A 21,774-nucleotide genomic window follows, 5' to 3' on the forward strand; every position below is an offset into this window, starting at 1 on the left:
ACTAACGAATAGAGTAAAGAAACAAAGGGGAAGTTATGATAGATATTCACTCACATATAATACCAACCATTGATGATGGTTCTAAAAATGTTGAAATGACACTAGAAATGCTAAGAAATGCAGAAAGAGATGGCACAAAAGAAATAGTTGCAACTCCCCATTATTTGTTAGAGTATGGAGAATCAACAATTTCAGAAGTTAAGGTATTCGTTAAAGAAATAAATTCTATTATAAAAAGTGAAGGAATAAATTTAAAAGTATATGCTGGACAAGAAGTTTACTATACTGAGAATATAATACAATATTATATGGAAGGCAAGATTGGAACAATAAATGGTTCGAGATATATGTTAATTGAATTTCCAATGCATAAATTAAATAAAAATATATCTGATGTACTATATGAACTTCAAATTAGAGATATTATTCCGATAATAGCTCATCCAGAACGGTATAAAGCTATTATAGAAAAACCTTCAAGAATTAATAGATTCATTGATGAAGGATATTTATTTCAAATGAATGCCGGAAGCTTAGAAGGAAAATTTGGAACAAATGTAAAAAAGACAGCAGAAATCTTTTTAGCTAATAGAATATATAACTTCATTGGCTCAGATGCTCATAATATAGAAAATAGAACTACAGGATTATCAAAGGCTACAACAATATTAAACAAAAAAAAAAAAATAAAGATATGGGAAGAATATTTGAAGAAAGTTCAAAAAAGATGCTAAACAATGAGCAGGTTGATTTTTTTGGAAGAAAAATTGAAGAAAAGAAATCAATATTTTCATTATTAAAAAAATAAACACAAAATTTAATATTTAAATAAGCAAAGGCTATAAATTTTGGAACTATAACTTCCCAAATTTATAGCTTTTTATTCTAATACAGGAAATTATAATAAAGTCAAATCAGTGGACATTGTGCCCTTTGAGGGTATAACTCTGAGAGGTAGAAGAAATACATAGTCTGCGAAACAGATGAGTAAATTTTCAGATAAATGTGCAAAAGAAGAGATTTCTTGGGAAATATAACATAATTATTATTTTCTTTGTCACATTTTAAAATGATATTACGAATTATATTATATGAAAAAAATGTATTAGAAAGAAGGTGCACTTTGATTTCTGATAGTAAATTATTAAATTTAGAGTTGATATGTTTGATGATACAAAATTTAAAATAATAGATACGAAGCCTGAAAGAGATCTTATTCATTATGTTTGGACTAGATTTGTCACTTTAGCTGGAAAGGTTAATTTAGAAGGGAATTTACATATTTCTAAAAATATTCCATATACAATAGAAACTTTAGTAATAGAATTTAATAGAGGTATTGATCAAATTAAATTAGGATTAGATGTATTAATAGAATTAGAAATGATTAAACTTACTGAAGATAATATTTATAGAGTGAAAAAGAATAAGAAGGTAAAGAAAAATAAGAAAAAGATCAGAATATTGATGCTATTGATGAAGATGTTGAAGATATTAGAATTGTTTGTTTTTATGATGGTGATGAAGAAAGAACTTTAGGAGTGGGAGAACGTGTTGTCTAAATAATAAGTTTTACATATTAGTGTAGACAAATAATGTCGAAGACTGTAAAATGGAAAAAGAAATCTTCTACAGTAGGAATAGGATAAAAAGAAACACAAAATAGACTAGCATACTGAATTGTTATTTTTTTTTGATTATGCCTAACTAAAGTAGATAATAAATCTATTTGAGAGGTAAACAATGCATATATTAATTTTTATTATAGGCTTAATTATATGAAGTATATTAAATTTTATAATAGAGAGAATATCATATAGCATAATTAAAAATAAGAGAAAAACCGTGAATGTTTTTATTCCTATTATTTGTGGATTGGCATTTGAAGTTTCAGCCTTACAATTAGGGTTTATAATTATATTAGCTAAGGCAATAGTTATGACAGCAATTTTAATCATAATTTCTTTTATTGATTTGCGACATAGAATTATACCGGATTTTATGGTTGCTATAGCTTTAATTATTGGAATTATATTTTCTTTTATAGTTAGAGCTCCGCTTATAGATGCAATACTTGGAATGATATGTGGTAGAGGAATACTATTTTTATTAGCTCTTATTCCTAATGCCATGGGTGGGGGAGATATAAAGCTTATGTTTGCCATTGAAGCCTTTTTAGGACTAAATAGAACCTTATGGGCACTCCTTTTAGCGTTTATTATTTCTTCAATAATCAGTATTGCTTTAATATTATTAAAAATAAAGGGAACTAAGGATTATATCGCATTTGGTCCATTTTTATCATTAGGAAGTTTCATTTCATTACTGATTTTTATATAAAGTTGAACTTAAGTTGTATTTTGAATGAAGGCGAGGATGTGATAAACAATATGGACTTAGATGTTAATTCTATCAGTAAAATAATCAACAATATAATAGGGGAGATAGATTCAAGCAGAGGGCAAATACTTAATATTGTTGAAAACATAAGAAAAGATAAGGAAAAATTGAAGCTTGAGATTAAGAAAGTTAAGGAGGATGCTGTTAGGGTTATAGATGAGGTTGATGAACTGGAAAGGCAAGATAAGGCTAGTAGAAAAAGACTGGCTCGGGTCTCTGCAAATTTTAAAAAATATTCTGAAAGTGATATTAAGAAGGCTTACGAAAGAGCAGAGGATACAAGGGTTAAATTTTATACAAAGAAAAATGAAGAAAAATTACTAAGAGATAAAAGAGATAGTCTGGAAATAGCCCTAAAGAAAACAATGGTAAATATTGAGGGTGGTGAAAAAATAATTAATCAAATAAGTATCGCCATGGGTTATTTAGAGGGAGATATTCTTTCGGTTTTAGAAGGAGCAGATAAAAATTCGGAAATGTTTATCGGTATAAAAATTTTAGAAGCTCAAGAAAATGAAAGAAAGAGAATTGCAAGAGATATTCATGATGGACCTGCTCAGCATATGGCTAATGTAGTTATGAAGGTGGATATTTGTAAGATGGTTCTTCAAAAGGATTTTGAAGAAGGACTTAAGGAATTGGAAGATTTAAAGGGATGTGTTAAAGTAGCCTTAAAGGAAGTAAGAAGTATTATATTTGATTTAAGACCAATGTCTTTAGATGATTTGGGGTTAATTCAAACTATACAGCAAACAGTAAATACTATTTCAGAGGAGTCTAATATTGATATAAAGATAAAATTAAAGCCCATTGAGACAGAAATAGAATCCATTATTCAGGTTGCAGTATATAGAATTATTCAGGAAATATTCAATAATATTAAAAAGCATTCTAAAGCAAAGAGTGCAGAGGTAAAGATGGATTTCGGAGTAAAATATTTAATATTAATTATAACTGATGATGGTGTTGGATTTAATATAGAAGAAACTTTAAAGAGGGTAAAAACCAAAGGAACTTCCTATGGACTTATTAGTATTTTTGATAGAGTAAATCAGCTTCAGGGGGAAGTTTCAATCAAATCCTCGAAGAAAACAGGTACAACTTATACTGTTAAGCTTCCTATTAATCGAGAGGTGGCAAAAGATGAAAGACGAGGTAATTAAAATATTGATCGCTGATGATCATGATATAATAAGGCAGGGGTTAAAGAGAATTATTAGTTTTGAAGAGGATATGAATATTGATTTTGAGGCAGAAAATGGTGAGAAGGCACTGAAGCTTTTAAATATGCATGAGTTAGATGTTGTTATATTAGATTGCAATATGCCAATTATGAATGGCATTGAAATTCTTAGAAGTATAAAGGTGCAAGGAGACAAAATTAAAGTCATAATGTTAACTGTTGAAAATGATAGAAATACTATTAATACAGCTATAAATATTGGAGCAGATGGCTATATGCTTAAGGATTCAGCAGGAACAGAGATCGTAAATGCAATTAGAACAGTACATAAGGGTGAAAAATATATTGATAAATCATTAGTTTCCATACTTTTTTCGGACATGAAAATTAAGGATAAGAAAGTAGCAAGTGTTTTAGATAAGCTTTCAAGAAGAGAGGTTGAAGTGCTGATTAAAATCTCGAAAGGGCTTAGTAATAAGGAAATTGGAGAACAACTGTATCTTTCTGAAAAGACAATTAAAAACTATGCTACAAATCTTTTTAGAAAGATAAATGTGGAGGATAGAGTTAAGGCTACAATTTTTGCAATAGAAAATAATATCAAGGAATATTACATAAGTAAATATGAGGATTAATCAAATAGGGGCTTTAGTCCCTATTTTTTTGTGACTTTTTTACTTATGAAATGTGACTTTGGCAATCTGCCAAAGTAAAGTTGACAGTATTATAATTAAGTCATGAAGAAAAGAAAAAACATAATATATTTGCAGTCTTTAAAATCACCAAATCAAATAACAAAAGAGATAACTGTTTTAGGAGCAACTGAAACAATACTTTCAGGAACTCTTATAGATAAGAAAATGATTAAAGAAATTCAAGTTCCTAATGATTCTATGTTAGGCGATTATATTTTGCAATAAATATGGAAAAGAAAAGATTTATTGGGAAATATAATATACTTTTTGTTTATTTTGTCAGATTCTAAAATGATATTGCGAATTATATTATATAAAGAAAATTTATTTGAAAGAAAGTGCATTTCGATTTCTGATAATGAATTATTAAAGTTATTAGCAGTTCTAAATTATATATTAAGTTATATGGTAGAATCTATTTCGAGTAGATTTTACCATGTTTTGTGATATAAATTAATGTAAGATTAAAAAATATTTAGAATAATGCACAAAATATACTAAAAAATATAAAAACTACCTTAAATGGGTAGGTTACAGAACAGAAAATCTACTTTATACTGAATTAAATATAGTACATCTAATAAAGAAATTTAACTAATATCAATATAAAGAGGGATGAATGAAGATATGAATGAAGACATTATAAGAATTGAAGAGCTAATAAAGATATTAAAAAAAAGATGGAAGATGATAGTTTCAATAACAATCATCTCAACTATATTTTCCGTGTTTATGAGTTTTTATATGATTTCACCTAAATATGAAGCAAGTACAAAGGTATTTATAGGAAAAGAAAATAGTAAAGATGCAAAATATAGTGATAATGATGTTAACATGTATCAAAAATTATTAAAGACATATGTGGAGGTTATATCCACTAATAATTTAGTTGAAAAGGCCATTGATAAAGAAGGCCTAGATATAACGTCGGAAGAGGTTCTTAAAGGATTAACTGTTGCACCAAGAGCTGATACTCAAATTTTAGAAATTAAGTATATAAGTGAAGATAGGATCTTAGCTAAAGATGTAGTAGATTCAATTACAGATGAATTTATAGAATCATCTACAGAGCTTATACCAAATGGGGATGTAAAGATAATAGATAAAGTAAAAATACCTGAAAGGCCAGTAAGTCCAAATAAAAAAATGAATATAGCTATTGCATTTTTACTTGGATTAATGATTAGTGTAGGATTATCATTTTTATTAGATGCTATGAACAATACATTAAAAACAAAGGAAGAATTAGAACGAATATTGGGGTTGCCAGTCATTGGTACTATTCCTAATGAATTAGCGTAAAGGAGCGATTGCATGTTTAAGGTAAGAAAATCAGGGAAAGCAGTATTAGGGCAAGAACATAAAGAATTTATAGTTGAGCAAAAACCGAAATCACTAGAATCAGAAGCTTATAAAACTTTAAGAACTGATATACAGTACTCATCATTTAATAAACAACTAAAAGCTATGCTAATTACAAGTTCAGAAAAAGAAGAAGGGAAATCAACGGTATCAGGAAATCTTGCATTATCATTTGCTCAAAATGATAAAAAAATAATATTAGTGGATTGTGATTTAAGAAGACCTTCAATTCATAAGAAGTTTAAAATATCTAATTTAGTTGGGCTTTCAGAAATTCTAATAGGTAAAACATCTTTAGAAGAAACAGTACAGCAATATAATGATAATCTTGATATTTTATCTTCTGGTAAGATTCCACCAAATCCATCTGAAATGTTATCGTCAAATGCTATGAATAATCTAATAGAAAAGTTAAAAGAAAAATATGACATAGTCATTTTAGATAGTGCTCCACTTCAAGCAGTTACAGATGCTCAAATTTTAGCCACAAAAGTTGATGGAACGATACTTGTTGTACGAGCAGAAAGAACAAAAAAAGAATCAATAATAGAAGCTAAAAGTCTTCTAGATAAAGTTGGTGCCAATATAATAGGAACTGTCTTAAATGCAGCAGAAAATACTAGGGAAAAGTATCATTACTATTGATAAATAACATTAATAAATGAATGAAGAGAAATTCAGAGATAGTTTAATTTAATTACTAAAATATTCTTACATTCTAAAATGCATAAGACAAATATTAATTGAGGGAGGTTAGAAATGTCTAAAAAATATAATACTAAAGCTCAATACTTTACTGACAAGCTTAAAAATAAACTATCAGATATAACTCATTATCCATTAACAATAATGGAAGCACCTTGCGGATATGGTAAAACAACGGCAGCAGAAGAATTTTTAAATAAATTAGATGCAAAAGTATTATGGATGGTATTAGATAACAACTCCACAAGTGATTTTTGGATAAAGTTTTGTCATAGCCTTTCAGATATAGACAAAGATATTGTTTTAAAAACAAAAGACATGGATATTCCTAAAGATAAAATTTCACTAGAGGAATTTTTTATTTTATTTCGAAATATAAATTTTTCTGAAGAAACGATTTTAGTAATTGATAATTTTCAATTAGTTCAAAATAAAATTATTAATAATTTTATAATAAGTATTGGAGAAAAATTATTAAAAAATGTACATATAGTTATTCTTACACAAAATCATAGTTTAGAAAATATTCTTGATATGATTTTGAAAAAACAGTTAAATCATATAACAAAATCATATTTTGAGCTGGATGTATCTGAAATTCAAAAGTATTATATGCTTTGTGGAATTTATTTAAATGAAAATGAATCAACAAATCTTTATAAATACTGTGGTGGTTGGATAAGTGTTTTATATCTTCAAATGCTTGATTATATTGAAAATAAAAGATTTCAATCAACAGACAATATTTATTTTTTAGTAGAAAAAATTATGAATGATAAGTTTTCAGAAAAAGCAAAAACAAACTTTTTGAAACTTTGTTTTTGTGAAGATTTTACAGTAGAAAAGTTGAAGTTTATACTAGAGAGCACTGATGTATCAGATTTTATTAGTGAGATACATGATGTTAATATATTTATAAAATATGATGTGGATAAAAAAGTATATTGTATTCAGACTATTTTGATCGACTATTTGCAAAAAAGCTTTGAAAAATTTGATACAAATTTTCAAAATAAAATTATATTAAAAATTGGAGAGTGGTACCAACACAATAACCATCATTTACAAGCAATGCTTATTTTTTATAGAATAAAAAACTTTGAATCTATATTTAGCATGAATATTAGAGCCGATGACATTACAAAAGATATGAAGGAAAAAGATAAAGATATAATATTAGAAATTGTGCAAACTTGCCCAAATGAAATCAAAAAGAAATATTCTAAAAATCTTATTGTGTTTGCTTTGATATTGTCTCAATATAAAGAATGGAATTATTTAGAGTTACTAAAAAAAGAAATTGCTGACAATATAAAAGATAGTGAAATCTTATCTGAAAAGGAAAAAACAAGTCTTATGGGAGAATTGACCTTTCTTTCAGTTTTTACAGCATATAATGATATTGAAGTTATGAGTAAGGAAAGTAAAAAAGCTTATGAGATGCTTGGAGGGCAAACAAAGCTTATAAATATCAGGGAATCATGGACATGCGGATCACCATCCGTATTATATATGTTCTATAGAAAAAGCGGAACATTAGATAAAGAACTTAAAACTATGAATGAAGGTATATCATATTACTATAAATTAACAGATAATCATGGGTATGGTGCTGAAGCAGTTATGAAAGCCGAAATACTTTTAAATCGTGGGGATTGTAAAGGTGCAGAAATATTATGTTATAAAGCAATTTACATGTCTGAAAGTAAAAAGCAACATAGTATTTATTTGTGTGCTAAATTTGTTATGCTTCGTATTGCCATAATCGATGGAAATTTCATCAAATTCAAGAGCATATTAAAAACATTAAAAGAAAAAATAAAATCATATGATCTTAATCGAGCTATAGATTTATGTGAGGGATTTATATTCAGCAATATAGGTCAAATGGAATTAATACCTAAATGGCTATCTTCCGGTGATATTGAAAAAGAAGGACTTTCTTTTTTAACTGTTTCTTATGCAAATATAATTTATGGAAAAACATTATTCTTAAAAGGTGAATATTTAAAACTTCTAGGGATTAGTCAACAATTTTTAGAAGTTGCAAGTACTTTTCCCAATATTTATTCATATGTATATACCTATATATATATGGCAGCAGCACGTTTAAAACTTGGTGAAAAAGAAATGGCTATTGAATCTTTAAAAAGTGCTTTAGAGATAGCTATACCAGATAGAATTTACATGCCTTTTGTAGAAAATGGTGAGTATATTTTAGCTATACTTAAAGAAATAAGACAAGGTGAGTTATATAAAAATGAGATACAAGATATATTAAAATTATATAATGACTATAAAAATGGCATAGAAAAAATAAGAACTTCAAATCAACTTAATAAAATACCACAAATGACGGAGAGAGAACTTGAAGTTGCAAAGCTTGCAGCAAAAAGTTTAACTAATAAAGAAATCGGAGAACAATTATATATTTCACAAAATACTGTGAAGTTTTATTTAAAGTCAATTTTTAACAAGCTTTCAATTACATCTCGCTCTAAATTAAAAACATATTTTATACAATAAATTACTAATATGCAAAATAATTTATAAAATTATAATATTACCCATGATGGGTAGGTTACAACAAACCTATTATATTTTATACTAAATTACATAATAAAGATTCCAAATATCATTATTATTCATATCATATTAATCACACTAATTATTTAAATCACTTTAGGAAGGAAAAAATATTAAGGGAGGGAATTATATTATGCAACAACAATTGAATTTAGAAAGAGAAGAAATTCTGCTCAAAGAACAAGAGGTTTTGTTTGGAAAAAAAATAGAATCCAGAATAGGGTATTGTTTTGTAAAGAGAACCATAGATATTATTTGTTCATTAATGGGATTAATAACTTTAAGTCCGTTATTGATAATAATTTCAATGTTAATAAAAATTGAGTCAAAAGGTCCAATGTTTTTTTGCCAAGAAAGAGTTGGAAAGAATGAAAAAACTTTTCGAATGTATAAGTTCAGATCTATGGTTGTTAATGCAGAAGAATTAAAAAAGAAATTGGTAAGCCAAAATGAAATGAGTGGGCCAATGTTTAAAATGAAGGAAGATCCTAGAGTAACCAAAATTGGTAAATTTATAAGAAAGACAAGCATAGATGAACTGCCACAGTTGATTAATGTATTAAAAGGGGAAATGAGCCTGGTGGGTCCAAGACCATCACTTCCAGATGAAGTAGCAGACTTTGAAAATTGGATGATGAAAAGACTAGAGGTAAAACCAGGACTTACTTGTTACTGGCAAGTATCAGGCAGAAATGATATTGAATTTGAGGATTGGATGAAACTTGATGTGAAATATGTAGCAGAAAGAAATACATTAACAGATATAAAACTAATATGTAAAACATTTTTTGTACTTTTTGGAGATAAGCATGCAAGATAGAAAAGGGAGAGATTAAAATGAAAATAGTAGTTGCAGGAACTGGATACGTAGGTCTAGTTACAGGTGCATGTCTTTCAGAAGTGGGACACAATGTAACCTGTGTGGACATTGATGAAAATAAAGTTGAAAAGATGAAACAAGGAATTTCACCTATATATGAACCAGGATTAGATGAATTGTTAAAAAGAAATCATGATGAAGGAAAATTGGACTTTACAGTGGATTATGAAAATGCATATAAAGATGCAGATTTAGTATTTGTAGGAGTTGGTACTCCAGAAAGGGAAGATGGTTCGGCTAATTTAGATTATGTCTTTAATGTTTGCAAACAAATTGCAGAAAATATAGAAAAAGACTGCTTGGTAGTGGTAAAATCAACAGTTCCAATAGGAACTAATGACAGGGTTGAAGGATTTTTACAAGAAATTGTTAAAAATAATGTACATGTAGAAGTGGCTTCAAATCCAGAATTCTTAGCACAGGGAACTGCAGTTGTTGATACATTATATGCTAAAAGAATAGTAATTGGCGTTGAATCAAAAAATGCAGAAAATATCTTAAGAAAAGTATATGAAAGATACAATCAACCAATAGTTGTAACTAACAGAAAAAGTGCAGAAATGATTAAATATGCTTCAAATGACTTTTTAGCTCTTAAGATTTCTTTTATGAATGAAATAGCTAATTTCTGTGAGATGGTTGGAGCAGATGTTGAGGATGTAGCTAAAGGAATGAGCTTTGACCCAAGAATAGGCGATAAATTCTTAAATGCAGGAATCGGATATGGCGGATCATGTTTCCCTAAAGATACAAAGGCACTTCATTGGCTTGCAAATGATAGTGGATATGAATTGAAAACAATAAAGGCAACCATAGAAGTAAATCAAAATCAAAAGTATAAATTATTCAGAGCAGCTAAACAAAAATTTGGTAGATTAAAAGGATTCAAAGTAGCAGTACTTGGATTAACATTTAAGCCAGGCACTGATGATTTAAGAGAAGCACCATCAATACCTAATGTAAGAAGGTTATTAGATGAAGGTGCAGAAATAGTAGCATATGATCCAGTAGGAATTGATAATTTCAAGAGAATATATCCAACTGAAGTTAAATATGTAGAGACTCCAGAAGAAACTTTAAAAGGTGCGGATTTGGCGTTTATATTTACTGAGTGGGATGAGATTAGAGATTTAGATTTAAGTTTATATGAAGAGTTGATGGAGACTCCTGTTATATTTGATGGGAGAAATTGTTATACAATTAATGAGGTAAAAGAAAGAAATATAGAATATCATTCTGTTGGAAGAAAAGCTATTCTAAATTTAGAAAATGCTAAAAGAGAAGTAGCAGCGACAATAAGATAGATAATGAATAAGGGGAATAATAATGAAACACGTATTTATTATAGGCTCAAAAGGAATACCTGCAAAATATGGTGGATTTGAGACATTCGTTGAAAAACTAACAGAAGGACAAAAAAGTAAAGAAATAAAATACCATGTTTCTTGTTTAGCAGATAATTCTAAAGAGTTTGAGCATAATGGAGCAAGGTGCTTTAATGTAAAAGTACCTAATATTGGTCCAGCAAAAGCAGTTTATTATGATATAGTGGCATTAAAAGAATGTATAAAATACATAAGAAAGAATAATATAAAAAGCTCAATAGTATATATCTTAGCTTGTAGAATTGGACCATTTATTGGCTATTTTAAACAGAAATTAAAAAAATTAGGTGTATCATTAATTGTTAATCCAGATGGCCATGAATGGAAGAGAGCAAAATGGAATAAAGCTATAAGACAATATTGGAAAACTTCAGAGAAATACATGGTTAAGCATGCAGACTTGTTAATATGTGATTCAAAGAATATTGAAAAATATATAAAAGAAGATTATAAACAGTACAAGCCAAAAACAACTTTTATAGCTTATGGAGCTGATACTGAAAAATCGAAATTATCTGATGATGATAATACTTTGCTTAAATGGTATAAAGAAAAAGATATTAAGAAAAAAGAATACTATCTAGTTGTAGGTAGATTTGTTCCAGAAAACAACTATGAAACTATGATAACTGAATTTATGAAATCAAAAACGGATAAAGATTTTGTATTAATAACAAATGTAGATGGAAATAAATTCTATAACGAGTTAAAAGAAAAGACAAAGTTTAATAAAGATAAAAGAATAAAGTTTGTTGGAACAGTTTATAATCAAGAATTGTTAAAAAAGATTAGAGAAGATGCTTACGGATATTTCCATGGACATGAAGTTGGAGGAACTAATCCATCTTTATTAGAGGCATTAGCTACAACTGACTTGAACATCTTATTGAATGTTGGATTTAATAGAGAAGTTGGAGAAGACGGGGCATTATACTTTAATAAAGAAAGTGGAGATCTAGCAAGATTGGTAGACAGCTTAGAATCATATGAAGAAATTGCTGCTACTTCCCTTGGTGGAGTGGCTAAAGATAGGGTCTTAAAAGAGTACACTTGGGAGAAAATAATTAATGATTATGAAAATCTGTTTATTAATCTAAATTAATATTTATAAAAGGAGAATCGTTATTTGAATAAAAAAGATATATCAATAATAACAATCCATAATATATATAATTATGGATCTGCACTGCAAAGCTATGCAACACAAAAATTTATAAATGACTTAGGATATGATGCAAAATTAATAGATTACAGGCCTAAATACGATAAAAGTTTAAAAAGATTAATAAAAGATTTAGCTATTATGATTTTATTTTTTAATAAATATTTTAAGAGGAAAAAAAATTACGCTGACTTTCATTATAAAAAAATGAGATTATCTTCAAAAATGTATAAGACATATGATGAATTAGTAGAAAATCCACCAATGTCAGATATATATGTTTCTGGAAGCGATCAAGTATGGAATACATATTTCCCTTGTGGAAAGGATTCAGCATATACATTAGAATTTGTTAAAAGTGAGAATAAGATATCATATGCAGCTAGTATGGGGAGATCAGATATGTCCATTGATGACCTTAAAATATTAGCTAATAGAGTAGCTGATTATAAATGGATTTCAATGAGAGAGCAATCAGGGGTTGATCAACTAAAAAATGTTGGGGTTGAATCAATAAATGTGTCAGATCCAGTATTTCTTTTATCATCTAATTATTATAGGAAAATAAGTAAAAAAAGTAAGTATAAGAATTATATTTTAGTATATTCCGTACATCAATCAAAGGAATTAAGTGATATTGTTGAAGAATATAAAAGAAGAATTGGTTTAAATGTTATATTAGTAGGAGATTTTCCAGTTAAATGCTATCATGATATATCATTAAAAGAGTCAGGACCATTAGAGTTTTTAGGATTAATTGATGGAGCAGATTTTATAATAACAAACTCATTCCACTGTGTATCATTTTCACTAATTTTAGAAAAGCAATTTATTGCTGTAATGCCTAAAGTTAATACATCAAGGATTAGTAATATATTAGGTGTTGCTGGGTTGAATAATAGAGCATATGAAAACATTCTCAATCTTCCTGGAAAACTAGAAAAGATTGATTATAAGAAGGTTACTCCAAGAGTATCTAAGTATGCCGAGTATTCGAGAAAGCAACTTTCAAATATATTATCAACAATTCAAAATGAGGAGAAGTATACAGAATATGATTGTGTATAGTGATAAAAAACATTGCTGCGGATGTTCTGCCTGTTATAATATTTGTCCAAAAGAATGTATTGAAATGCTACAAGATGAAGAAGGCTTCTTATATCCAAGGATTGATGAGAAAAAATGTATTAAGTGTAATTTGTGCTCAAAGGTATGTCCATATAATAATGAAAAAAAATATAATGACATTGAAGAACCTAAAGCTTTTGCATGTATACATAATGATAGAGAGGTAGTAAAGAAAAGCACATCAGGTGGAGCTTTTACAGCTATTGCTGAAAGTATATGTAAGGAAGAGTATGTTATTTTCGGTGCAGCATTAAATGACAATGTTAGAGTTGAACATAAGTACATAACTGATATAAAAGATATTGATTTATTTAGAAGTTCTAAATATGTTCAAAGTGATATTAGTAAGTCATTAAAAGATGCTAAAACTTTTTTAGATAAAGGTAAAAAGGTTATCTTTACAGGAACGCCTTGTCAAATAGCAGGAGTTAAATCATATTTAAGAAAAGATTATGAAAATTTAATTACTATTGATTTAGTATGTCATGGAGTACCAAGCCCATTAGTTTTTGAAAAGTATAAAGAGTATATGGAAAAAATACATAACAGCAGAATAAAGCATGTTAATTTCAGAGATAAAGCTAAAAAATGGGATGAACATAATATGACTATTAAGTTTGAAAATGGAGCTAAATATACTAAAAGAGGTGTAGATGATGCATTTGAAGTGGGATTCTATAAGCATCTATATCATAGACCATCTTGTCATCAATGTCCATTTTCAAGAATCCCTAGAGTGGGTGATTTTACTTTAGGTGATTTATGGGGAATTGATGAAATAATTCCACAAATTAATAATCAACAAGGTATCTCTCTTTTATTATTTAATACTAAGAAATCAGAAGCTTTTGTTGAAGAAATTAAAAAAAGAGCTAACTTGATAGAAATAAATTTAAATGATGCAGTAGCAAATAATAAAAATTTAATAAAGTGTACAGAGGAAAGTCCAAATAGAATCGAGTTTATGAACGATATGCAAATAATGAAATATAGTCAGCTTAAGGAAAAATATTTAAAGCCACGTCCATTATCATTTAGAATTGTATCAAAAGTATTAAATAAGAAGACTAAAATTAAGATAAAAAAGATGCTTGGAATGAAAAAATAGCTTATGTAAATAAAGTTATTTGTTAAAAGGAGAGCTATGAAGATATTACATTATAGTTTAGGTTTGCCACCATATAGAACAGGTGGGTTAACTAAATATTCTTACGATTTAATGAAAGAGCAAGTGCAAAATAATGATGAAGTGTATTTATTATTTCCAGGACAAATGTGTTTAATAAACAAAGTAACTAAGATTAAACATTATAAGAATCAAGATGGAATTAAAGCATTCGAATTAATAAATCCATTACCAGTTTCATTATTAAATGGCATATCAGAACCGGGAATTTTTATTAAACCATGTAATTTAGATATTTTTAAAAAATATCTAAAAGATCATTCTATTGAGATAGTACATGTTCATACTATGATGGGATTATATAAGGAATTTTTAGAAGCTTGCAAGAGTTTAAATATAAAAATTGTATATACAACACATGATTATTTTGGAATTTGTACAAAGGTTAACTTTTTAGATAATAAAGGAAATGTATGTAATGATAGAAATATAGAAAAGTGCTTAAGATGTAATCAATCAGGATATAGTATAAAAATGATTAATATCCTTCAATCTCGTATTTATAGAGAACTAAAAAATAAGGGCATTATTAATAAATTAAAAGATATCTTAAATAAAAATAGTTCCAATAAAAGGACAAGCAATAATGATCATAAAAAAAGTGAGCAAATAGAAATAAGTGATAATTATAGAATAGCTTATAAAAAATTACTAGCTTATTACAATATTATGTTCACTTATATAGATAAATTTTTATTTAATAGTAGTATATCAAAGGAAGTATATGAAAAATATCTAGATTGTAATGGAGAAATAGTTTCTATTACTCATAGCAATATTAAAGATAATAGGAAACTGAAAGATTATAATCATGATAAATTAAGATTGACCTATTTAGGACCAGATAAAGAATATAAGGGATTTAATTTATTAATTGATGCAATAAAGGAATTAAATAATAAATATAAATCTAAGATTGAGTTGAATTTATATGGAGATATAGGTAAGTATCAAATAGATGATAATATAAATGTTTATGGTAGATATTCATATGAACAATTAGAAACTATATTTGATCAAACAGATCTATTAATAGTTCCAAGTATATGGTACGAAACTTTTGGTTTTATTACTTTAGAAGCATTAAGTTATGGGGTACCAGTGCTAGTAACTGATAGAGTAGGATCAAAAGACTTAATTACACAAAATGATTTAAATATAGGAATAGTAATAAACTTAGAAAAAGAAAGCTTAAAAGATGTTATTAGTAAGTTATGTATATTGAAAACAGAGTTAAAGAAGATAAATAAAAATATTAAAAACAGTACTTTTATTTATCATATTAAAGATCATTATAAAAAAATAAAGTCTAGTTATAAAAATGATTAAGGAGAACGATAGTGGATAACGTAGTAATAATATTAAATTATAATGATTACAGAACTACATGCAATTTGATTAATAAGATAAAAAATTATTTAGAAATAGATAAAATTGTAGTTATTGATAATAAATCTACAAATGATTCTTTAAAAATATTAAAAAAATATATAAGTGAAAAAATTCATGTGATAGAGAGTGAAGATAATAAGGGGTACGCTTATGGAAATAATGTTGGTATTAGGTATGCAATTCAAAAATTTAATCCTGAATATATTACAATAGCTAATCCAGATGTTATTTTTGAAAATAGTACGATTAGGGAAATGAAAAAGTTTTTAAAACAAAATTTAGATGTAGCAGCAGTAAATACTAAAATAAAAAATATTAAAGGTCAATATGAACCAGGTGGAACTAATATACCTACTATAAAAGAAGATTTTAAGTCTATGTTTTTATTAAATGAAGTATTTAAGAAGAAAGAAATAAATAATTTTAATGAAGAATATGTAAATTATCAGATTATTTTTGGGTGCTTTTTTATGATTAGATCAAAGGTTATTGAGCAGATAGGAATGTTTGATGAAAGAACTTTTTTATTTGGAGAAGAAAGAATTTTAGGGTATAAAATAAAGTCTATTGGAATGAGGCAAGTTACATTAAATAATTTAGAATGCATTCATGAACATTCTAAATCAATAAATAAAAATATTTCAAATTTAGCTAGTAAATACAAAATATTATATGATAGTAGATTAATTTATTATAAAGAATATTTAAATATTAATAAATTAAGTTTATACATGTTTTATATTTTAAGATCTATGTCTTTAGGAGAGAAATATATTTATGTTTTAGTTAAGAATTTAATTCATTGAAAATTATATGAATTTTAATAACTTAATAAATCTGATAATAAGAAGGAGGAGATAAATATGATTTCAATTATTATTCCTACATTTAACAGAGCTAATACTATAGAAAGAAGTGTACTAAGTATACTAGATCAAACTTATCAAGATTTTGAACTAATAATAATAGATGATAATTCACAAGATGAAACTGAAGTAATAGTTCGTAGAATGAATGATAAAAGAATAAAATATATTAAACATGAGAGAAACTTAGGCGCAAATGCAGCAAGAAATACTGGTGTAAGAGCAGCAAAAGGAGAATTAATAGCATTTCAAGATAGTGATGATAAATGGCATAATGATAAATTAGAAATACAACTTAAAGCTTTAAAAGATTATAATGCAGACATTGTTGCATGTTCATATAATAGGTATAAAAATGATTCAGTAGATTTAATGCCTAAAGAAAGCATAAAGGATAGTGAAATAAAAAAGAAATTGTTGTATGGGAGTTTTATAAGTACTCAAACTGTTTTAGGAAAGAAAGAATGTTTCTACAATGAAGAATTTGATGAAACTTTACCACGATTCCAAGATTGGGAGTTAATGATAAGATTATCACAAAAATATAATATACATTTTATAAATAATCCTTTAGTAGATGTTTTTCTTCAAGAAGATAGTTTAACTAAAAGCCATCAAAAGGGATTAAATGCATTAAGACTCATAAAAGATAAACATAATGATTTAATTAAATTAGACAAATATGTAGAATATAGATTTTATAGGATGTTAGCTTATGAATCGAATAGAAGCAAAGATTTTACTAAAAATTATTACTTTAAAGCATGGAACTTAAGGAAAAAGGAAGTAGAAATTTTATTAAAGGGGATATTTTTGGAATTAGCAAAACTAAAATCCAAATACATTATCGATTCGGGTAACTAGGAGAATTTATATTAAGAAAATATCTCTTAAATAGTATTTAACAATGTGAAGAAATATTTGATTATACTTATTCTTGAATATTGGAAAATTTTAAAAAGGAAGTCAATGAAAGGAAGAGGAAAAGAATGAAAGGAATAATCTTAGCCGGAGGATCAGGAACAAGGCTTTATCCAGTAACAAAAGCAATGTCAAAACAAATGGCACCAATATATGATAAACCAATGATATATTATCCAATGTCAGTTTTGATGCTTGCAGGAATAAAAGATATATTAATAATATCTACACAAAGAGATATTGTTAACTTTAAAGAACTTTTTAAAGATGGACAAGATCTGGGATTAAATATTAAATATGCAGTTCAGGAAAATCCTAATGGACTTGCAGAAGCATTTATTATTGGCGAAGAATTTATTGGTGATGATAATGTAGCAATGGTACTTGGAGATAATATTTTTTATGGTCAAAGCTTTTCAGAACATTTAAAAAAAGCTGCTGCCTTAGAAAATGGAGCATATGTATTTGGTTATTATGTTCAAAATCCTAAAGATTTTGGAGTAGTTGAATTTGATGAAGATGGGAAAGTTATTTCTTTAGAAGAAAAACCTAAAAATCCAAGGTCAAAATATGCAGTGCCAGGGCTTTATTTTTATGACAATTCAGTAGTCGAGAAGGCTAAGGCATTAAAACCTTCTGAAAGAGAAGAACTTGAAATAACTGATTTGAATAAAGTTTATATGCAAGAGGGTTCATTAAAAGTACAACTACTAGGTAGAGGAATGGCTTGGCTTGATACTGGAACTCATGTTTCTATGCTTCAAGCTTCTAATTTTGTTGAAGCAGTTCAAAGTACTCAAGGAACGTATATAGCATGTCTTGAAGAAATTGCTTATAGGCAAGGATGGATAAGTTCACAAAAAGTTATTGATCTTTCAAAACCTCTAATGAAAACTGGATATGGCAAATATTTGGTTGATATAGTAGAAGAAATTGAAATACAAAAAGCAAGAGAAGAAATTGCATCAGTAAATTGATAGGTGGTAATAAAGGTGGTAAATTTTAATAAGACAAACATTGATGGAGTATATATAATAGAACCTAAAGTTTTAGGAGATAACAGAGGTTATTTTATGGAAACTTATAATAAAGAACAATTTGATGAAGCTGGACTTAATATGACTTTTGTTCAAGATAATGAATCCAAGTCTAATAAAGGAGTTTTAAGAGGACTTCATTTCCAAAGGAAACATAGTCAAGGAAAACTTGTTAGAGTAACTAAAGGCGAAGTTTTTGATGTGGCAGTTGATCTAAGAACAGGATCTCCAACTTATGGACACTGGGAAGGAGTTGTTTTAAATGATGAGAATAAAAAGCAATTCTATATTCCAGAAGGTTTTGCACATGGTTTTTTAGTTTTATCAGATGAAGCTGTTTTTAATTATAAATGTACAGATCTTTATTCACCAGAATATGATGGTGGAGTTATGTGGAATGATCCAGATATTAATATAGAATGGCCTTTAGATATGATAGAAAATATACTTTTATCTGAGAAAGATAAAAAGCATCCGAGTTTAAAGCAATTAGATTTAAGGGAATATGAAGATTTTATATATAGGTAGTAAAGAAATATAAATTTTAAATAAAGTTATTATTAAATTATAGTGTCTCTATTTTCTTTTAATTAAATGTGAGGAGCGAGAAATATATGAAAATATTAATAACAGGATGCAAAGGTCAATTAGGGAATGAACTTCAAAATATAATAAAGTGTGGAAAATCAGAAATTAGTGAAGTTTCAGAAAATATAAGAAATTCAGAAGTTATAGCACTTGATGTAGATGTGCTTGACATAACCAATTTAGCTCAAGTTAAAGAAAAATTAAATGACTTGAAACCAGATGTAGTAATAAATTGTGCAGCAGCAACAAATGTTGATGGTTGTGAAAGCAATGAAGATTTTGCATTTAAAGTCAACTCAATAGGGCCTAAAAATTTAGCTATGGCTTGTGAAAAAATTAATGCTAAATTAGTTCAAGTTTCAACAGATTATGTATTTAGTGGAGTTGGTAATAAACCATTAACAGAATATGATTTGACAGCGCCATATAGTTCTTATGGAAAAACTAAGCTTTTGGGAGAAAAATACGTGCAAGAATTTTGCTCAAAATCTTTTATTGTTAGAACAGCATGGTTATATGGATATGTAGGTCATAATTTTGTTTATACAATGATAAAACTTGGAAAAGAAAAAGACGTGATTAAAGTTGTTGATGATCAAAGAGGGAATCCGACTCATGCTAATGACTTGGCTTATCATATTTTAAAGATTATTGAAACAGAAGAATATGGCGTATATCATTGCACAGGTAATGGAGAATGTAGTTGGTATGATTTTGCTAAAATGATAATTGAATTGTCAGGAGAAAAATGTGAAGTAAAACCATGTACATCAGAAGAATACAAAACTCCAGCAAAGAGACCAGAGTATTCATCACTTGATAATATGATGCTAAGATGCACTGTTGGTGATAAAATGAGAGATTGGAAAGAAGCAATAAAGTCATTTATTAAAAAAGTACAATAAAGAAATGAAAGATAATATATGAATAGGAAAAGGAGATTAATAAATGAAAACATACTTAGTTACAGGCGGAGCAGGATTTATAGGTTCAAATTTTATTTTATATATGCTAAATAAATATGAAAATATTAAAATAATCAATTTAGATAAATTGACTTATGCAGGTAATTTAGAAAATCTTAAGTCAATTGAAAATGATGAAAGATATACATTTGTTAAAGTAGATGTTTGTAATAAAGAATTAGTTTCAAGCCTTTTTAAAGCTAATGATATAAATTATGTTGTTCACTTTGCAGCAGAATCACATGTTGATAGAAGTATAAAGGAACCAGAAATATTCGCTGAGACCAATGTACTTGGAACAGTTAATATGCTTAACTGTGCAAAAGATGCATGGGAAACAAAAGATGGATTTAAAGAAGGAGTTAAATTCCTTCATGTATCAACAGATGAAGTTTATGGATCGTTAGGTGCAGAAGGATTCTTTAGAGAAACAACTCCATTAGATCCTCATAGCCCATATTCATCAAGCAAAGCTGGATCAGATTTTATGGTTAAGGCTTATGCTGATACTTATAAAATGCCAGTTAATATAACAAGATGTTCAAATAATTATGGACCATTTCAATTCCCAGAAAAGTTAATTCCATTATTAATAAATAACTGCCTTCAACATAAAGATTTACCAGTGTATGGTGATGGTATGAATATAAGAGATTGGTTATTTGTAGAAGATCATGCAAAGGCAATTGATATGGTTATTAATGGTGGCAGACTTGGAGAAGTTTATAATGTTGGTGGACACAATGAAAGAACTAATATACAAATAGTAAAAACAGTCATATCTTATATAAATGAAAATGTAGATAAAGCAGTAAGTGAAAATTTAATTAAATATGTTGACGATAGAAAAGGACATGATAGAAGATACGGAATAGCTCCAGATAAGATAAAAGAAGAATTAGGGTGGTATCCTGAAACTACATTTGAAGTTGGAATAAAGAAGGCTATAAAGTGGTATTTAGATAATCAAGAGTGGATGAAGAATGTTACATCTGGAGATTATGAAAAGTATTATGAGAAGATGTATAAGTAATATTAAATTAATGAATTGATTAAATGTGTATGTACAATAGGATAGAATTTCTAAAAAGCACCCTAAAGCGATTGTTGCATTAAAATGATAATTAGGAAATATGATGGTAAATTAATAAAAGCAAGAATGCAATAATATCATTGTATTTACAATTAGGATATTGGAGTAGAAAAATGAATGATTTTACAATAGCTAAATTTAAGATTTACTTTATGAAGTTAAGATTTATAATCGGGTTTTAACACTTATAGATGTAGCGTACGATTTAATATAAACCTAAAATTATAAGATAGTGAGGTA

Annotated in this window: 20 protein-coding genes and 1 pseudogene; all 21 read left to right on the forward strand. The window is 27.4% G+C overall.

Annotation, left to right across the window (positions count from 1 at the left end; translation table 11 throughout):
* Positions 1–35: 35 nt before the first annotated feature.
* The 21 genes and pseudogenes from L3B98_RS02065 (at position 36) to rfbB (ending at position 21,474) form a co-directional block, all read left to right on the forward strand.
* Positions 36–808 (forward strand): annotated as a pseudogene (locus L3B98_RS02065) (CpsB/CapC family capsule biosynthesis tyrosine phosphatase).
* 353 nt (positions 809–1,161) lie between these two features.
* Complete coding sequence (locus L3B98_RS02070; RefSeq protein WP_343073575.1) at positions 1,162–1,539, forward strand: phage replisome organizer N-terminal domain-containing protein; 378 nt, start codon at positions 1,162–1,164, stop codon at positions 1,537–1,539.
* 306 nt (positions 1,540–1,845) lie between these two features.
* On the forward strand, positions 1,846–2,340 hold the full coding sequence (locus L3B98_RS02075; RefSeq protein WP_238915436.1) for an A24 family peptidase: 495 nt from the start codon (positions 1,846–1,848) through the stop codon (positions 2,338–2,340).
* A gap of 20 nt (positions 2,341–2,360) precedes the next feature.
* Entirely contained in the window at positions 2,361–3,563 is a 1,203-nt protein-coding gene (locus tag L3B98_RS02080) for a sensor histidine kinase (RefSeq protein WP_238915437.1), read from the forward strand.
* Positions 3,544–4,218: a response regulator transcription factor gene (locus L3B98_RS02085; protein WP_015391296.1), complete on the forward strand. Its 675-nt coding sequence runs from the start codon at positions 3,544–3,546 to the stop codon at positions 4,216–4,218. The genes L3B98_RS02080 and L3B98_RS02085 overlap by 20 nt, the downstream gene beginning before the upstream one ends.
* Before the next feature lie 102 nt (positions 4,219–4,320).
* The gene (locus L3B98_RS02090; RefSeq protein WP_238915438.1) at positions 4,321–4,503 is read left to right on the forward strand and encodes a hypothetical protein; all 183 of its coding nucleotides are present in this window, start codon (positions 4,321–4,323) and stop codon (positions 4,501–4,503) included.
* Positions 4,504–4,905: 402 nt separating this feature from the next.
* On the forward strand, positions 4,906–5,580 hold the full coding sequence (locus L3B98_RS02095) for a Wzz/FepE/Etk N-terminal domain-containing protein (protein WP_238915439.1): 675 nt from the start codon (positions 4,906–4,908) through the stop codon (positions 5,578–5,580).
* A 12-nt stretch (positions 5,581–5,592) separates the two neighbouring features.
* Complete coding sequence (locus L3B98_RS02100) at positions 5,593–6,285, forward strand: CpsD/CapB family tyrosine-protein kinase (protein WP_238915440.1); 693 nt, start codon at positions 5,593–5,595, stop codon at positions 6,283–6,285.
* A 114-nt stretch (positions 6,286–6,399) separates the two neighbouring features.
* Positions 6,400–8,871: a LuxR C-terminal-related transcriptional regulator gene (locus L3B98_RS02105; RefSeq protein ID WP_238915441.1), complete on the forward strand. Its 2,472-nt coding sequence runs from the start codon at positions 6,400–6,402 to the stop codon at positions 8,869–8,871.
* 193 nt (positions 8,872–9,064) lie between these two features.
* Complete coding sequence (locus tag L3B98_RS02110) at positions 9,065–9,751, forward strand: sugar transferase (protein WP_238915442.1); 687 nt, start codon at positions 9,065–9,067, stop codon at positions 9,749–9,751.
* 17 nt (positions 9,752–9,768) lie between these two features.
* The gene (locus L3B98_RS02115) at positions 9,769–11,115 is read left to right on the forward strand and encodes a UDP-glucose/GDP-mannose dehydrogenase family protein (protein WP_238915443.1); all 1,347 of its coding nucleotides are present in this window, start codon (positions 9,769–9,771) and stop codon (positions 11,113–11,115) included.
* Between the two features lie 22 nt (positions 11,116–11,137).
* Positions 11,138–12,298: a DUF1972 domain-containing protein gene (locus tag L3B98_RS02120; RefSeq protein ID WP_238915444.1), complete on the forward strand. Its 1,161-nt coding sequence runs from the start codon at positions 11,138–11,140 to the stop codon at positions 12,296–12,298.
* A 24-nt stretch (positions 12,299–12,322) separates the two neighbouring features.
* Positions 12,323–13,426: a polysaccharide pyruvyl transferase family protein gene (locus L3B98_RS02125; RefSeq protein ID WP_238915445.1), complete on the forward strand. Its 1,104-nt coding sequence runs from the start codon at positions 12,323–12,325 to the stop codon at positions 13,424–13,426.
* Positions 13,413–14,594, forward strand: a complete 1,182-nt coding sequence (locus L3B98_RS02130; protein ID WP_238915446.1) for a Coenzyme F420 hydrogenase/dehydrogenase, beta subunit C-terminal domain — start codon at positions 13,413–13,415, stop codon at positions 14,592–14,594. Before L3B98_RS02125 ends, L3B98_RS02130 begins: the two co-directional genes overlap by 14 nt.
* Positions 14,595–14,630: 36 nt before the next feature.
* A complete protein-coding gene (locus L3B98_RS02135; protein WP_238915447.1) occupies positions 14,631–16,001 on the forward strand; it encodes a glycosyltransferase in 1,371 nt (456 codons plus the stop codon).
* A gap of 11 nt (positions 16,002–16,012) precedes the next feature.
* A complete protein-coding gene (locus L3B98_RS02140; RefSeq protein WP_238915448.1) occupies positions 16,013–16,870 on the forward strand; it encodes a glycosyltransferase family 2 protein in 858 nt (285 codons plus the stop codon).
* A gap of 57 nt (positions 16,871–16,927) precedes the next feature.
* Complete coding sequence (locus tag L3B98_RS02145) at positions 16,928–17,794, forward strand: glycosyltransferase family 2 protein (RefSeq protein ID WP_238915449.1); 867 nt, start codon at positions 16,928–16,930, stop codon at positions 17,792–17,794.
* A 125-nt stretch (positions 17,795–17,919) separates the two neighbouring features.
* Positions 17,920–18,828, forward strand: coding sequence for a glucose-1-phosphate thymidylyltransferase RfbA (rfbA, locus tag L3B98_RS02150; RefSeq protein ID WP_238915450.1), 909 nt, complete (start codon positions 17,920–17,922; stop codon positions 18,826–18,828).
* A gap of 9 nt (positions 18,829–18,837) precedes the next feature.
* Positions 18,838–19,416: a dTDP-4-dehydrorhamnose 3,5-epimerase gene (gene rfbC, locus L3B98_RS02155; protein ID WP_238915641.1), complete on the forward strand. Its 579-nt coding sequence runs from the start codon at positions 18,838–18,840 to the stop codon at positions 19,414–19,416.
* Positions 19,417–19,502: 86 nt separating this feature from the next.
* On the forward strand, positions 19,503–20,381 hold the full coding sequence (gene rfbD, locus L3B98_RS02160; RefSeq protein WP_238915451.1) for a dTDP-4-dehydrorhamnose reductase: 879 nt from the start codon (positions 19,503–19,505) through the stop codon (positions 20,379–20,381).
* 43 nt (positions 20,382–20,424) lie between these two features.
* Positions 20,425–21,474: a dTDP-glucose 4,6-dehydratase gene (gene rfbB / locus L3B98_RS02165; RefSeq protein ID WP_015391312.1), complete on the forward strand. Its 1,050-nt coding sequence runs from the start codon at positions 20,425–20,427 to the stop codon at positions 21,472–21,474.
* The last annotated feature ends 300 nt before the right edge of the window (positions 21,475–21,774 follow it).

Origin of the sequence: Clostridium sp. YIM B02555, assembly GCF_022320955.1 — a bacterium.
Taxonomy (GTDB): domain Bacteria; phylum Bacillota; class Clostridia; order Clostridiales; family Clostridiaceae; genus Clostridium; species Clostridium saccharoperbutylacetonicum.